The sequence below is a fragment of the Caulobacter sp. S45 genome (assembly GCF_009765965.1).
GTDB lineage: Bacteria > Pseudomonadota > Alphaproteobacteria > Caulobacterales > Caulobacteraceae > CAHJWH01.
Map to the genome: position 1 here is coordinate 1,503,513 of NZ_LMUL01000014.1, position 12,993 is coordinate 1,516,505.

15 protein-coding genes and 1 riboswitch are annotated in these 12,993 nt (G+C 69.5%); of the genes, 8 read left to right on the forward strand and 7 right to left on the reverse strand.

Annotated elements, in window-relative coordinates:
- Window positions 1-2: 2 nt before the first annotated feature.
- Window positions 3-413 carry a flagellar biosynthesis protein FlgB gene (locus GSQ87_RS14010; RefSeq protein ID WP_158916008.1) on the reverse strand — a complete coding sequence of 137 codons (411 nt, stop codon included), beginning with the start codon at window positions 411-413 and terminating at the stop codon, window positions 3-5.
- Between the two features lie 176 nt (window positions 414-589).
- Here GSQ87_RS14010 and GSQ87_RS14015 point away from each other — a divergent pair, with 176 nt between their 5' ends.
- Complete coding sequence (locus GSQ87_RS14015; RefSeq protein WP_158916009.1) at window positions 590-868, forward strand: flagellar biosynthetic protein FliO; 279 nt, start codon at window positions 590-592, stop codon at window positions 866-868.
- Window positions 869-876: 8 nt separating this feature from the next.
- Window positions 877-1,671 (forward strand): flagellar type III secretion system pore protein FliP, encoded by a 795-nt coding sequence (gene fliP / locus GSQ87_RS14020; RefSeq protein WP_158917685.1) that lies wholly within the window; start codon window positions 877-879, stop codon window positions 1,669-1,671.
- A gap of 161 nt (window positions 1,672-1,832) precedes the next feature.
- Here fliP and GSQ87_RS14025 read toward each other — a convergent pair whose 3' ends face one another.
- Window positions 1,833-3,008 (reverse strand): Mrp/NBP35 family ATP-binding protein, encoded by a 1,176-nt coding sequence (locus GSQ87_RS14025; RefSeq protein WP_158916010.1) that lies wholly within the window; start codon window positions 3,006-3,008, stop codon window positions 1,833-1,835.
- Window positions 3,009-3,109: 101 nt separating this feature from the next.
- Here GSQ87_RS14025 and hflK point away from each other — a divergent pair, with 101 nt between their 5' ends.
- Together hflK and hflC are read left to right on the forward strand one after the other, a co-directional pair.
- On the forward strand, window positions 3,110-4,429 hold the full coding sequence (gene hflK, locus GSQ87_RS14030; RefSeq protein ID WP_158916011.1) for an FtsH protease activity modulator HflK: 1,320 nt from the start codon (window positions 3,110-3,112) through the stop codon (window positions 4,427-4,429).
- On the forward strand, window positions 4,426-5,298 hold the full coding sequence (gene hflC, locus GSQ87_RS14035) for a protease modulator HflC (protein ID WP_158916012.1): 873 nt from the start codon (window positions 4,426-4,428) through the stop codon (window positions 5,296-5,298). The genes hflK and hflC overlap by 4 nt, the downstream gene beginning before the upstream one ends.
- 8 nt (window positions 5,299-5,306) lie before the next feature.
- Here hflC and serB read toward each other — a convergent pair whose 3' ends face one another.
- Window positions 5,307-6,200 (reverse strand): phosphoserine phosphatase SerB, encoded by an 894-nt coding sequence (gene serB / locus GSQ87_RS14040; protein ID WP_216839317.1) that lies wholly within the window; start codon window positions 6,198-6,200, stop codon window positions 5,307-5,309.
- Between serB and miaA the strand changes: the two genes are divergently transcribed.
- The 3 genes from miaA to GSQ87_RS14055 are packed head-to-tail and all read left to right on the forward strand — an operon-like array spanning window position 6,199 to window position 8,117.
- Window positions 6,199-7,131 (forward strand): tRNA (adenosine(37)-N6)-dimethylallyltransferase MiaA, encoded by a 933-nt coding sequence (gene miaA / locus GSQ87_RS14045; RefSeq protein WP_158916014.1) that lies wholly within the window; start codon window positions 6,199-6,201, stop codon window positions 7,129-7,131. The two genes, serB and miaA, sit on opposite strands and share 2 nt — an antisense overlap.
- A 33-nt stretch (window positions 7,132-7,164) precedes the next feature.
- On the forward strand, window positions 7,165-7,737 hold the full coding sequence (locus GSQ87_RS14050; RefSeq protein ID WP_158916015.1) for a nucleoside 2-deoxyribosyltransferase: 573 nt from the start codon (window positions 7,165-7,167) through the stop codon (window positions 7,735-7,737).
- 5 nt (window positions 7,738-7,742) lie between these two features.
- Window positions 7,743-8,117, forward strand: a complete 375-nt coding sequence (locus GSQ87_RS14055; RefSeq protein ID WP_158916016.1) for an Hpt domain-containing protein — start codon at window positions 7,743-7,745, stop codon at window positions 8,115-8,117.
- Between the two features lie 157 nt (window positions 8,118-8,274).
- Here GSQ87_RS14055 and gpmA read toward each other — a convergent pair whose 3' ends face one another.
- Together gpmA and pip are read right to left on the reverse strand one after the other, a co-directional pair.
- Entirely contained in the window at window positions 8,275-8,985 is a 711-nt protein-coding gene (gene gpmA, locus GSQ87_RS14060) for a 2,3-diphosphoglycerate-dependent phosphoglycerate mutase (RefSeq protein ID WP_158916017.1), read from the reverse strand.
- Between the two features lie 72 nt (window positions 8,986-9,057).
- Window positions 9,058-10,062, reverse strand: a complete 1,005-nt coding sequence (pip, locus tag GSQ87_RS14065) for a prolyl aminopeptidase (protein ID WP_158916018.1) — start codon at window positions 10,060-10,062, stop codon at window positions 9,058-9,060.
- A 156-nt stretch (window positions 10,063-10,218) separates the two neighbouring features.
- Window positions 10,219-10,326: riboswitch (TPP riboswitch) on the forward strand.
- Window positions 10,327-10,391: 65 nt separating this feature from the next.
- On the opposite strand from pip, the gene thiC reads away from it, so the two are divergent.
- Window positions 10,392-12,218: a phosphomethylpyrimidine synthase ThiC gene (gene thiC, locus GSQ87_RS14070; RefSeq protein ID WP_158916019.1), complete on the forward strand. Its 1,827-nt coding sequence runs from the start codon at window positions 10,392-10,394 to the stop codon at window positions 12,216-12,218.
- 143 nt (window positions 12,219-12,361) lie between these two features.
- On the opposite strand, the gene GSQ87_RS14075 is transcribed toward thiC, so the two are convergent.
- Both GSQ87_RS14075 and GSQ87_RS14080 read right to left on the reverse strand, forming a co-directional pair.
- A complete protein-coding gene (locus tag GSQ87_RS14075; RefSeq protein ID WP_158916020.1) occupies window positions 12,362-12,709 on the reverse strand; it encodes a Rieske 2Fe-2S domain-containing protein in 348 nt (115 codons plus the stop codon).
- Entirely contained in the window at window positions 12,706-12,993 is a 288-nt protein-coding gene (locus GSQ87_RS14080; RefSeq protein ID WP_158916021.1) for a YciI family protein, read from the reverse strand. The genes GSQ87_RS14075 and GSQ87_RS14080 overlap by 4 nt, the downstream gene beginning before the upstream one ends.

Genomic DNA, 12,993 nt, shown 5'->3' on the forward strand with positions numbered 1-12,993 from the left:
CCCTACTTGCCCGGCTCTTTGGCCGCGGTGGAGATGAGGTTCATCGACTGCTGGTAGAAATCCACCGCCGCCTCGTAATCGATCCGCGACTGGGTCATCTTCGACATCTGCTCCTCGAGCACCACCTGGTTGCCGTCCAGTCGCGTCTCGGAGTCCGGCGCTTCCTTGGCGGTGTAGGGGTCGCCGCCGCCGATGAGCGTTCCCGTCAGATGCTGGACGTTGGTCCGATCCAGACCCGCCGGACGGGCGTGGGGCGTCATCGCCGCCTCGACCGTGAACGGCTTGAGATCGCGGGGCGCGAAGCCGGGCGTATCGGCGTTGGCCACGTTCTCGGAAATCACCCGCTCACGCTGGTTGGTGTAGTCGAGCTTGCCCTTGATGATCTGCATCAGGGGAATGGAGTCCAAACTCATCGCATCCTCCCAGCAGGAACGGCCCCACCTGGGTCGAATTTGCCGGGTCCATGGTTAACAGGGGGTTTCCAAGCGCCTTTACCGGTTAACCCTCCCCATCGTGGTTAACTCGGGTTTAACGCCGGCCCGCCAGATTGCCTGCGTGCGGACACGGGGTCCCGTAGGCGGAGCGGCGCATGTTTCTGTTGCTGAAAGCGGTGTTCGCACTGGCGGCGACGCTCGGCCTGTTCGGCATGGGCGTCTGGGCCGCGCGGCGCTGGGGCCCGAAGAACCTGTTCGCCTCCATGCGGCCCTCGACCGACCGCCGCCTGGCGATCGTGGAGAGCCTGCAACTGGACCCCAGCCGGCGGTTGCTGCTGGTGCGGGTCGACACGCAGGAGCGGCTGGTGCTGCTGGGCGAGGGCCAGGTGTTGGAGCCCACCCCCGCCGGCCGCGCGTCGGAGCGTGCGGCGTGAAGCGCTTCCTGAAGGCCCTGGCCGCCCACTTCGCCCTGCCGCAAGCATCCGACGCCCGTCGCGCCGCCGGCCTGGCCCTGATCGCCACGCTCGCGACCCTGATCAGCCCCACCCTGGCGGCCGCCCAGGCGATCAACCTGGACCTCGGCTCGGGCGGCGGCCTGACCGACCGGGTGGTGCAACTGGTCGGGTTGATGACGGTGCTGTCGCTGGCGCCGTCGATCGTGATGATGACCACCTCGTTCGTACGCATCATCGTGGTGCTGAGCCTGCTGCGCCAGGCGCTGGGCCTGCAGCAGAGCCCGCCCAACTCGGTGATGGTGAGCCTCGCCCTGTTCCTCACGGCCATCATCATGGGGCCGACCTTCACCCAGTCCTACAACGCCGGGATCAAGCCGCTGCTGAACCACACCATGGAGCTGCCCCAGGCGTTCCAGGCTAGCACCGGGCCGGTCAAGAGCTTCATGCTGAGCCAGGTGGATCGCGACGACCTCGGCCTGTTCATCCGCTTGTCGCGCATCCCCAAGCCCGCCAACGCCCAGGCCACGCCGCTGACCGTGGTGACGCCGGCCTACATGATCTCGGAGCTGAAGCGCGCCTTCCAGATCGGCTTCCTGCTGTTCATCCCGTTCCTGGTGATCGACCTGGTGGTGGCCAGCGTGCTGATCAGCATGGGCATGATGATGCTGCCGCCGGTGACGGTGTCGCTGCCGTTCAAGCTGATTTTCTTCGTGCTGGTCGACGGCTGGCGGCTGGTCTGCGGCAGCCTGGTGGAGAGCTTCCGGCACGGAGCGGGGGGATAAGGCGCTCCTTCTCCCCTTGCGGGAGAAGGAAGGGGCCCGCGCGTCGATAGACGTGTGGGAAGGTTGAGGGGTCGACGAACGTCGGCCGCGGATACCGCAGCGCGCCCCCTCATCCTCCCAGCAAAGCTGGGCCCCTCCCTCTCCCGCAAGGGGAGAGGGGTTTAGTATCCGATCGCCCGCGCCACCTGCTCGGCGATGGCGGCGAACACGCCGGCCACCTCCCCGGTCGGATCGGCCTCGACCAGCGGGCGGCCGGCGTCGCAGGCTTCGCGTAGCGCCATGTCGATGCGCACCTCGCCCAGGAACGGCACGCCCAACTCCACCGCCACCGCCTTTGCGCCGCCGCGGCCGAAGATGGGGATGGGCGCGCCGGTGGCGGGATCCGGGAAGTAGGCCATGTTCTCGACCACGCCCAGGATCGGCACGTCGGTCTTGCGGAACATGCCCGCCCCGCGCCGCACGTCGATCAGCGCGACCTCCTGCGGGGTGGAGACGATCACCGCCCCGTCGACCTTGACCTTCTGGGCCATGGTCAACTGGACGTCGCCCGTGCCCGGCGGCATGTCGACCACCAGCACGTCGAGTTCATCGCCCGGCTCGCCCCACACCACGTCGGTGATGAACTGGGTGATAGCCGAGGACGCCATCGGTCCGCGCCAGATCATCGGCGAACCCTCGTCGACGATGAAGCCGATCGACACCGTCTTCAGCCCGAAGGCCTCCAGCGGGATCATCTTCTTGTCGGCGTTGATCTTGGGTTGGGCCTTCAGCCCCAGCATGCGCGGCACCGAGGGGCCGTAGATGTCGGCGTCCATCAGCCCGACCCTCAGCCCGCCGCGCGCCAGCGCCACGGCCAGGTTCACCGCAACGGTGGATTTGCCCACGCCCCCCTTGCCGGAAGCCACCGCCACCACCCGCTTGACGAAGGGAACGGGCTGAGGGCGCGGGGCGGGCTTGTGGGCATGACCATGGCCGCCGGACGGGGGGACGGCCTTGGCGGCGTCGGGCAGACCACCGCGAGCACGGCTCTCCACTCGATAGGCGTCGGCTGTGGGCGGCGCGCCGGGGGCGTCCTGGGTGGTCAGCACCACCTGGGCCCGTTCCACGCCGGCCACGCCCAGCAGCACCTTTTCCGCCGCGTCGCGCAGGGACGCGTAAAGCTCCACCTGATCCGCCGGCGCCTCCAGCATGAAGCCGGCGCGGCCGGGCGCGATCACCAGCCCCTGCACCAGCCCAGCCTCGGCCAAGCCTCGCCCGGACTTGGGGTCGCGGACATGATCGAGGGCGGCCAGCACCTGGTCGCGGTCGGGAACGGGGTTGGTGTCGTTGGAGGTCATGACTTGCGCTGATCCTAGGGGCGCTTCATATCCTGACGGGCGGACGATAGATCAAGGCCTGATCGGGTTCGCCAGCCGCGGCGGAGACCTCGCGCAGCCCCATGCCCTGGAACGACAACAGCGATCCCGGCCCCTGGAACCCGCCTTCCGGCGGCGATCAGGACCGGCCGGACCCGAAAAAGGGGGGTGGGCGATCCGGAGCGGACACGCCCAAGACGGGCGGCGAAGGCGGCGATCCCTGGGGCGACGCGCCACGCCTGCGCGAGCGGCCGCCCGAGACGTCCCGTGTAAAACCGCCGAAGACCAATTCACCGCCGCCGCGCGGACCCGACCTGGACGACCTTTCCCGCTTGCTGAAAGCCCGCCTGGGATGGGCGCTCGACCGAGGCAAGGCGCAAAAGCTCAACCCGAGGATCGTGGGGACTGCGATCGCCGCCGGCGTGGCCATCTGGGCGCTGACGGGCCTCTACGAGGTGCAACCCGGCGAACAGGCGGCGGTCATGCGTTTCGGCGCCTATGTCGGTCAGACCGGACCCGGCCTGAACTATCACCTGCCCTATCCCATCGAGACCGTGCGCACGGTCTCGGTCTCCGCCGTCAACCGTCTCGATGTGGGCGGCTCCGGCGGCGAAGAGACGCCCAGCGAGAACCAGTTGCTGACCCGCGATGGGAACATCGTGGATGTCGGCTACGCCGTGGAATGGCGCGTGGCGGATGTTCCCAGATACCTGTTCCGCATCGCCGACCCGGATGCAGCGGTGAAGATGGCGGCGGAAAGCGCCATGCGCGAGGCGGTCGGCCAGACCCCGCTCCAGGACATTCTCGGCGGCGGTCGTAGCCAGGTGCAGGCGCGCGCGGCGACCCTGATGCAGGCCATGCTGGACCGCGACGGCGCGGGCGTATCCATCGTCGGCGTGCAGGTGCGCGACGCCCAACCGCCGCTGCCGTCGGCGCCGGCGTTTCGCGACGTCGTCGCCGCCCGCCAGGACGCCGAGGCGGCGGTGAGCGAGGCCGAGGTCTATCGCAACCGGGTGGTCGGCGACGCCAAGGCGGAGGCCGCCCGCGCGATCCAGGGGGCGCAGGGCTATCGCGACCAGGTGGAGGCCGAAGCCAGGGGCGAGGCCGACCGCTTCGCCCTGATCGACGCCCAGTACCGCCGGGCCCCCGCCGTCACCCGCCAGCGCATCTACATCGAGACGATGGAGCACGTGCTGCGCGCCAGCAACAAGGTGGTGGTCGACGGCCGGGAGCACAGCACGGTCGCCTTGCCCCCAGAGCTGTTCAAGCCCCACCCCACGCCCGACGCCTCGCAGGGCCCGGTCGCGCACCCGGCGGGGCCCGCGCCCCAGGGCCAGGGCCAAGGCGTTTCCCCCAGTCAGGGCGCAGGTCAGCCCCCCCGCACCGATGGAGCGGCGCGATGAAGGCGCGTTCGATCGTCGCGATCGCAATCGCAGTCGTGGCGGGCGCTGTGGCGCTGAACCCGGTCCACATGGTGCGCCAGAGCCAGCAGGCGGTCGTGCTGCGTTTCGGCCGCCCGGTCAGGGTTCAAACCGCGCCGGGGCTCTATCTGCAATGGCCGCTGATCGAGACGGCCGCGCGGTTCGACACCCGCAGCCGGACGGTGGAGACCAATCAGACGGAAATTATCGGCGCCGACGGCGGCCGGCTGACGGTGGACGCCTTCGCCCACTATCGCATCCACGATCCCGAAAGGTTCTACCTCGCGCTCGGCCATCGGCGCGTCGCCGAAGAACGGATGGAGGCCCTGTTGACCGCCAGCCTGAAGCGTACGCTCGGCTCGGCTTCAGCGAGCGACATCTCGCATGGGCGGCCGGACGAACTGGTCGCGACGCTGGACGACCTGCGCCGGCAGGCCGCTCTCGCCCGGCTTGGGATCGAGGTCCTCGACGTGCGCCTGCGTCATGTGGAGTTGCCGGCCGCCGACGCCGAGGCCGTCTATCGCCGGATGCGCGCGAGCGGCGAGCAACAGGCCGCCCAGATCCGGGCCGACGGCGTCCAGCGCAAGGCGGAGATCATCGGCGACGCCGAGCGGCAGGTCGCCTCGATCCGCGGCGACGCGCAAGGCCAGACGCAGAGGATTCGGGGCGAAGGCGACGCCCAACGTGTCGCCGTGCTGGGGGAAGCCTACGGCCGCGACCCCGCCTTCGCTCGCTATTTCCGCGAGATGGAGGCCTACCAGAACACCCTGGCCCAAGGCGACACGACCCTGATCCTGTCGCCGGACAACGCCTTCCTGCGCGATTTCGCCAAGGGCCCGGAAGGGCGGTAGGCGCCGCCTCAATCCACCACGAAAGCCGCCGCCGCATATCCCTGGAAGTACAGCAGGGCCGTAAGGTCGGCGTGGTCCAGCCGGGCGTCGGCGCGCTCGGCCACCACGGGCTTGGCGCGGTAGGCGACGCCGAGCGCGGCCGCCTCGATCATGGCGAGGTCGTTGGCGCCGTCGCCCACCGCCAGGGTTTCGGCCTCGGACAGCCCGAGTTCGGCGCGATGGCGCAATAGGGCCTCCAGCTTGGCCTCGCGGCCCAGGATCGGCTCGCCGACCTCGCCGGTCAGTGCGCCATCGCGCACGATCAGCCGGTTGGCGGCGTGCTCGGCGAAGCCGGCGGCGACCGCCACCCGCGCGGTGAAGGCGTCGAACCCGCCGGACACCAGCACGCAGCGCGTTCCATGCACGGCCATCGTCCGCACCAGGGTCCGCGCGCCGGGGTTCAGCCGCACCCGCTCCTCGTAGCATTGCGCCAGCACCGTTTCCGGCAGGCCCTTCAGCGTCACCACCCGTTGGCGCAGCGCGCTCTCGAAATCGATCTCGCCGCGCATGGCCCGCTCGGTGACGGCGGAGACCTCGGCCTTCACGCCGGCATAGTCGGCCAGCTCATCGATGCACTCGCAGCCGATCATGGTGGAATCCATGTCGGCCAGGAACAGCCGCTTGCGCCGGTCGAACCAGGGTTGGACGCAGACGTCCACCGCCACGCCGGCCACGGCCTCGGCGGCCACGCGGTGCAAGGGTTCGAGGGTCATCGCCTCGGCCAGCACGTCCTCGGCCCCTGGGCCCAGCAATCCGCGCGACTTGACCTCGAGGCCCTGGGAGGTCACGGCCTCGCAAAGGCGATCGGCCGCCAGCGCGGCGGCCATGGGATCGGGACTGACGAAGGTTATGGCGAACAGCATGGAGCCGAGCGTCTGGCTGATCGCCGGCCCCACCGCAAGCGGCAAGTCCGCCCTGGCGCTGCGCCTGGCCCAGGCCTTGGGCGGCGAGGTGGTCAATGCCGATTCCATGCAGCTCTACGCCGACCTGCGCACCTTGACCGCACGACCCTCCCCCGCCGACGAAGCCCAGGCGCCCCACCACCTGTACGGCGTGGCCGATGCGGCCGAGACCTGGTCGGTCGGGCGCTGGCTGACGGCCGCAAGACACGTGCTGGACGACATCGCCGCGCGGGGCCGGATCGCGGTGGTGACCGGGGGCACAGGGCTCTACTTCCAGGCCCTGACCAAGGGCTTGGCCGACATCCCGTCCGTCCCCGAGGCCGTGCGCACGGCGGCGCGGGCGGACTACGAGCGAATGGGTGAAGCCGCCTTCCGCCAGGCCCTGGCCGAGCGCGATCCGCACGCGGCGGCGCGGATCGAATCCGGCGACCGCCAGCGCTTGCTGCGCGCCTTCGAAGTGGCGACCGCCACCGGCGTCCCCCTGAACGCCTGGCAGAGCTCGACCACGCCGACCCTGGCCGAGGGGAGCTGGCGCGCCGTGGCGCTGGAACCGCCCCGCGCCGCCCTCTACGCCCGATGCGACGCCCGCCTCGCGGCGATGGTCGAACACGACGCCCTGGCCGAGGTCCAGGCCCTGGCCGCGCGCGGGCTCGACCCGACGCTTCCGGCCATGAAGACCCTGGGCGTGCGCGAGATGGCCGCCCACCTGGCCGGCGGCCTGACGCTGGCGCAGGCCCTAGCCCTGGCTCAGCAGGAGACCCGCCGTTACGCCAAGCGCCAATCCACCTGGATTCGCAACCAGACCCCCGACTGGCCCCGCATCGACGCCCTCGACCCCGACGCCCAGTGGGTGGCGCTGAAGAGATTGGCGGGGTTGCCGACGGAAGCTTGACGGCGGCGGCGGGGACGCGCTTCGTGCCGCGTCATGCGGCGCTTCAATTCGATCTACCTCTCCGGTCCCGACCTCTTCCTGCCCGATGGCGAGGCGCTCTATCACCGCAAGCGCGAGATGTGCGAGGCGGTGGGCCTGACCGCAGTCGGGCCGCGCAAACCGACGCCCGAGGATGGGAGCGCGGGCCGTGCGGGCGAGCTCCAGGCGCGGGTGCTCTACACCGATGCGCTACAGGCTCTGCGCGGCGCGGACGCGGTGGTCGCCAACCTGACGCCCTGGCGTGGGCCGAATTGCCAGCCGGCGGCGGCGTTCGAAATGGGCTTCGCCTCGGCGTTGGGCAAACCCGTGTTCGCCTACATGAACGTGGAGGACGAAGCGGAGGCCGAATACCTCGGCCGGGTCGAGGCCATACTGGGCGCGGAGGTCGACGGCGCTGGCGTCTGGCGCGATCCGGACGGCAGCGAGATCGAAGATCTGGAGTTGCCCGAGAACCTGATGCTGTGGGCGGAGGCGCGGCGCTTCTACATCATCGTCACGCCCGACCCCCTGGCCGACGCCACCGGCCTGGCCTTGTGCCTGGACGCCCTGAAGCTCTACGCGGACTGAGGGCCATGGCGCGACGCGACATCACCGGGGCGGTGGATTTCGCCTATCTGGAAAACTATGCGGCCGGCGACAGCGCCCTGGTCGAAGAGGTGCTGGGCCTGTTCCGCGAGCAGCTTTCCATGTGGCTGCGACTGTTGGACCCAAACGGGCCGCCGCAAGGCTGGCGCGATGCGGCGCACACCTTGAAGGGCTCGGCCCTGGGCGTCGGGGCCTTCGCCCTGGCCGAGGTCTGCGGCGCGGCGGAAGCGACGCCCGACACCGAGCTGGGCGCCCGGCTGATGCTGTTCGAACGCATCCGCACCGCCGCCGACGCCGCCCTGTCCGATATCGCCGCCTACACCCACGAACGGGCGCTGCAATCGCTGAAGGGTAGGCGCTAAAATATTCCCCCTCTCCCTCGAAGGGAGAGGGTCGGGGTAAGGTGTGGCCGCTACGCTTTCGGAAAGCTCGGGGAAGCCGCACCGCCTCGTTCGCCCTCCCCGATACGACCTGCACTCACCCCCAACCCCGCCCTTCCCCCTTCGAGGGGGAAGGAAGTCAGATCGGAGGCAGCTTGGTCGCGCGCGCCTCGTCCAGGTAACGTGCGGCGGTCGGCTTCAGCGCCCCGTCCAGTTCGATCAGCAGCGGGTTGCCGGTAGGGATCTCCACGCCGACGATCTTGTCGTCGGGCACGGAGAACAGGTGCTTGGCGATGGCGCGCAGCGAGTTGCCGTGGGCGGCGACCAGCAGGGTCTGGCCGGCCTTGAGCTTGGGCGCGATCTCCGCCTCCCAATACGGCAGGGTGCGCTCCAACGTGGTCTTCAGGCTCTCGGTGTCGGGGATGGCCACGCCGGCATAGCGGCGGTCGGCGTGGAAGTCGTACTCGCCGCCAGCCGCCAGCGGCGGCGGCGGGATGTCGTAGGAGCGGCGCCAGATCATCACCTGCGCCTCGCCGTGCTTCTCGGCGGTCTCGGCCTTGTTGAGCCCCGTCAGTCCGCCGTAATGGCGCTCATTCAGCCGCCAGTCCTTGATCACCGGAACCCAGATCTGGCCGGACAGGCGCAGGGTCAGTTCGCAGGTGCGGATCGCGCGGGTGAGCACGGAGGTGTAGGCGCGGTCGAATTCGATCCCGGCCGCCTGGACCAGCTCGGCCGCCCGTTCCGCCTCGGCCACGCCCTGGTCGCTCAGGTCCACGTCCACCCAGCCGGTGAAGCGGTTCTCCAGGTTCCAGGCGCTCTGGCCGTGGCGGATCATGACGAGCTTGGGCATGGGAGGTCCTTGATCTCAGCGCCCTGCTGGTAGTCAGGCGGGCGCCAGGCCGTCAACCCGTTTGGTCCTTGGTCAGACCGCGAAAGCCCCGTCGGTGGCGCGGACCAGGGCGTTGATGGTGCCGGGCTCGGTGGAGGCGTGACCAGCGTCCCAGATCACCTCGAAATGGGTTTCGGGCCAGGCCGCCTTCAGCTTCCAGGCCGTTTCCAGCGGGGTCACCACGTCGAAGCGGCCCTGCACGATCCAGGTGGGGATGTGGCGGACACGGTCGACCTGGTCCAGCAGCCAGCCGTCGTGTTCGAAGAAACCGCCGTGCTTGAAGTAGTGGCACTCGATGCGGGCGAAGGCGGTGGCGAAATCCTGCTCATTGAACTTGGCCGGGCGCGCCTCGGGACCCCGGATCGAGATGGTGTCGCCCTCCCAGCGGCTCCAGGCCACCGCCGCCGGGCGCTGCACCTTGATGTCGGGATCGGTCAGCCGCCGGTAATAGGCGCCGAGCAGGTCGGCGCGCTCGTCCTCGGGGATCGGGGCCAGGAACCGCTCCCAGGCGTCGGGGAACAGCATGGAAGCCCCGTCCTGATAGAACCAGGCCAGCTCGCGCCTCGTCACCAGGAACACGCCGCGCAGGATCAGGCCCGACACCCGCTCGGGGTGGGTGACGGCATAGGCGAGCGCCAGGGTCGAGCCCCAGGAACCGCCGAACACCGTCCACTTGTCCACGCCCGCCCGCTCGCGCAGCCGCTCGATGTCGGCGATCAGGTCCCAGGTGGTGTTGCCGTCCAGCAGCGCATTGGGCCGCGACTGGCCGCACCCGCGCTGGTCGAACAGGGTCATGCGCCAGCGCGACGGGTCGAAGAACCGCCGCATGGTCGGGTTGATCGCCCCGCCCGGGCCGCCGTGCAGGATCACGCAGGGCTTGCCGTCGCGCGCGCCGCAGGTCTCGAAATAGACCTCGTGCGCGCTACCGGTGTCGATCCAGCCGGCTTCGAAGGGCTCGTTCTCTGGATACAGGCTGCGACGCCCCGACGGGCTCGACGGATTCGGACCTTGCCCGCTGGGGGGGACGACCACGTTCATGGGACCCGGACGAGCTTCCATGAAACGCTGATAGAACGTCGCGCGCCCGACGACTAGAGGGCCTGAAGTCATCCGCCTCCGTCCTGCGCAGCTCACGATGCGTCGCATCGTGATCCCGGCCGAGCTTGACGCGGGCCACGCCTGCCGTAGTGTGTCCCCCGTTCACCGGAGGGCCGCATCGGAGCGGCTGAGAGGCGGGTAAGCCCGCGATCCGCCGAACCTGATCCGGGTCATGCCGGCGAAGGGAGGGAACAAGGGCAGGACATGCCCGCGATCCCCTTTTCCCGTCCGATTCCAGGTCAGCCGATCCGAGCTACGGAAGGCCGCCCATGAACGCCCCTACGCCCCGCATCCTTCCCGCCGGCCAGGTCGCCACCGGCGAGATCCCCGGCTCCCGCAAGGTCTACGAGCCCGGCAAGCTATATCCCGACCTGCGCGTGCCGTTTCGCGAAGTTGCGGTGCATCCGAGCGCCGACGAGCCGCCGATCACTATCTACGACGCCTCGGGTCCCTACACCGATCCCGACGCCGACGTGGACATCGAGAAGGGCCTGGCTCGCCCACGCGACGCCTGGGTGATGGCGCGCGGCGACGTCGAGGTCGTCGAGGCCCGCGCGGTGAAGCCCGAGGACAACGGCAATGTGTCGGCCAGCTACCTGGTCCCCGAATTTCCCCACAAGCCGCGTATTCTCCGCGCCAAGGGCGGCGCCTGCGTCACCCAGATGGAATACGCCCGCCGCGGCCTGATCACGCCGGAGATGGAATTCGTCGCCATCCGCGAGAACCTGCGCCGCGAAACCATCAAGGACCTGATCCAGGACGGCGATCCCTTCGGCGCCGAACTGCCGATGCACGTGACGCCCGAATTCGTGCGCGACGAGGTCGCCCGCGGCCGCGCCATCATCCCGGCCAACATCAACCACGGCGAACTTGAGCCGATGGCGATCGGCCGCAACTTCCTGGTCAAGATCAACGCCAACATCGGCAACTCGGCCGTCACCTCCACCGTCTCGGAGGAGGTGGAGAAGATGGTGTTCGCCATCCGCTGGGGCGCGGACAACGTCATGGACCTGTCCACCGGCCGCAACATCCACAACATCCGCGAATGGATCGTGCGCAACAGCCCGGCGCCCATCGGCACCGTGCCGATCTACCAGGCGCTGGAGAAGGTCGACGGCGTGGCCGAGGACCTGACCTGGGAGGTGTACCGCGACACCCTGATCGAACAGGCCGAACAGGGGGTGGACTACTTCACCATCCACGCCGGCGTTCGTCTCCCGTACATTCCCCTGACCGCAAAGCGGGTGACCGGCATCGTCTCGCGCGGCGGCTCGATCATGGCCCAGTGGTGCCTGGCCCATCACCGCGAGAACTTCCTCTACGAGCGGTTCGAAGACATCTGCGAGATCATGCGCGCCTACGACGTGTCGTTCTCGCTCGGCGACGGCCTGCGTCCGGGCTCCATCGCCGACGCCAACGACGCGGCCCAGTTCGCCGAGTTGGAAACCCTGGGCGAGCTGACCCAGGTGGCCTGGAAGCACGGCGTCCAGACCATGATCGAAGGCCCCGGCCACGTGCCGATGCACAAGATCAAGGCCAACATGGATAAGCAGCTGAAGGTCTGCCACGAGGCCCCCTTCTACACGCTCGGGCCGCTGACCACCGACATCGCGCCCGGCTACGACCACATCACCTCGGCCATCGGGGCCGCCATGATCGGCTGGTTCGGCACCGCCATGCTCTGCTACGTCACGCCCAAGGAGCACCTGGGCCTGCCGGACAAGCAGGACGTGAAGGACGGCGTGATCGCCTACAAGATCGCCGCTCACGCCGCCGACCTGGCCAAGGGCCACCCGGCCGCCCGCGCCTGGGACGACGCGCTGAGCCGCGCTCGTTTCGAGTTCCGCTGGGAGGATCAGTTCAACCTCGGCCTCGATCCGGAGACCGCTCGCAAGTTCCACGACGCGACCCTGCCCAAGGAGGCGCACAAGACCGCGCACTTCTGCTCCATGTGCGGGCCGAAGTTCTGCTCTATGCGCATCAGCCACGAGATCCGCGAAACCGCCCGCGGCCAGAATGACGTGGCCGAAGCTGGTATGGCCGAGATGAGCGAGAAGTTCCGCGAACTCGGCGGACAAATCTACCAGCCGATCTGATCAGATTCCCCCTCTCCCTTGCATGGGAGAGGGTCGGGGTGAGGGTGGAAACGGGGTGCTTTCCGGATAGGGCGCCGCCGACCACCCTCACCCTCCCATTGCTAAAGCAATGGGTCCCTCCCTCCCCGTGCGAGGGGGAGGGCCTATGCCGCCAGCACCTCGCCCCCCACCACCTCCACCGCCCACGACCGCAGGCTGCGGCCGGCGCACGGCCCTCCGACGCACAGGCCGTCCGCGAGCTGGAACAGGGCGCCGTGGGTGGAGCAGACGATGTAGTCGCCCTTGCGGGTCAGATAGCCGGTCGCCGTCAGGGCCAGGGGCACGCCCACATGCGGGCAGGCGTCGACATAGCCCGCGACAGTCTCGCCCCGGCGCACCACGAAGCCGGCGAAGCGGTCCTCGCCCTCCCCGAACACGAATCCCCGCGCGCCCGGGTCCTCGATTTCGTCCAGCCGACAGAGGACATGCCCGAGCGCAGGCCGGGCGCTCACGCCAGGCCGCCGACCACCACCCGCCAGGGCCAAAGCTCGGTGGAGGCGAACAGGCCGGCCTTGGCGTAGGGATCGGCCTGCTGGATCGCTTCCGCCGCCGCGCGATCCTCGACCTCGACGATGACCAGCGAGCCGACCGAGCCGCCATCCGCATCCATGTAGGGGCCGCCGACCTTCACCTTGTCCCCCAGCGCCGCCAGGTAGGCCAGGTGCTCCGGACGGGTGGCGGCGCGAAGCTCGGCCCCGCCCGCCTTGTCCAATCCGATCATTGCGAACAGCGCCAT

Excerpts from the sequence above, each read along its gene's own strand:
- GSQ87_RS14010 (WP_158916008.1), bottom strand. The coding sequence starts at position 413 with ATGAGTTTGGACTCCATTCCCCTGATGCAGATCATCAAGGGCAAGCTC.
- GSQ87_RS14015 (WP_158916009.1), top strand. The coding sequence starts at position 590 with ATGTTTCTGTTGCTGAAAGCGGTGTTCGCACTGGCGGCGACGCTCGGC.
- GSQ87_RS14025 (WP_158916010.1), bottom strand. The coding sequence starts at position 3,008 with ATGACCTCCAACGACACCAACCCCGTTCCCGACCGCGACCAGGTGCTG.
- hflK (WP_158916011.1), top strand. The coding sequence starts at position 3,110 with ATGCCCTGGAACGACAACAGCGATCCCGGCCCCTGGAACCCGCCTTCC.
- hflC (WP_158916012.1), top strand. The coding sequence starts at position 4,426 with ATGAAGGCGCGTTCGATCGTCGCGATCGCAATCGCAGTCGTGGCGGGC.
- miaA (WP_158916014.1), top strand. The coding sequence starts at position 6,199 with ATGGAGCCGAGCGTCTGGCTGATCGCCGGCCCCACCGCAAGCGGCAAG.
- serB (WP_216839317.1), bottom strand. The coding sequence starts at position 6,200 with ATGCTGTTCGCCATAACCTTCGTCAGTCCCGATCCCATGGCCGCCGCG.
- GSQ87_RS14050 (WP_158916015.1), top strand. The coding sequence starts at position 7,165 with ATGCGGCGCTTCAATTCGATCTACCTCTCCGGTCCCGACCTCTTCCTG.
- GSQ87_RS14055 (WP_158916016.1), top strand. The coding sequence starts at position 7,743 with ATGGCGCGACGCGACATCACCGGGGCGGTGGATTTCGCCTATCTGGAA.
- gpmA (WP_158916017.1), bottom strand. The coding sequence starts at position 8,985 with ATGCCCAAGCTCGTCATGATCCGCCACGGCCAGAGCGCCTGGAACCTG.
- pip (WP_158916018.1), bottom strand. The coding sequence starts at position 10,062 with ATGAACGTGGTCGTCCCCCCCAGCGGGCAAGGTCCGAATCCGTCGAGC.
- thiC (WP_158916019.1), top strand. The coding sequence starts at position 10,392 with ATGAACGCCCCTACGCCCCGCATCCTTCCCGCCGGCCAGGTCGCCACC.
- GSQ87_RS14080 (WP_158916021.1), bottom strand. The coding sequence starts at position 12,993 with ATGGCGCTGTTCGCAATGATCGGATTGGACAAGGCGGGCGGGGCCGAG.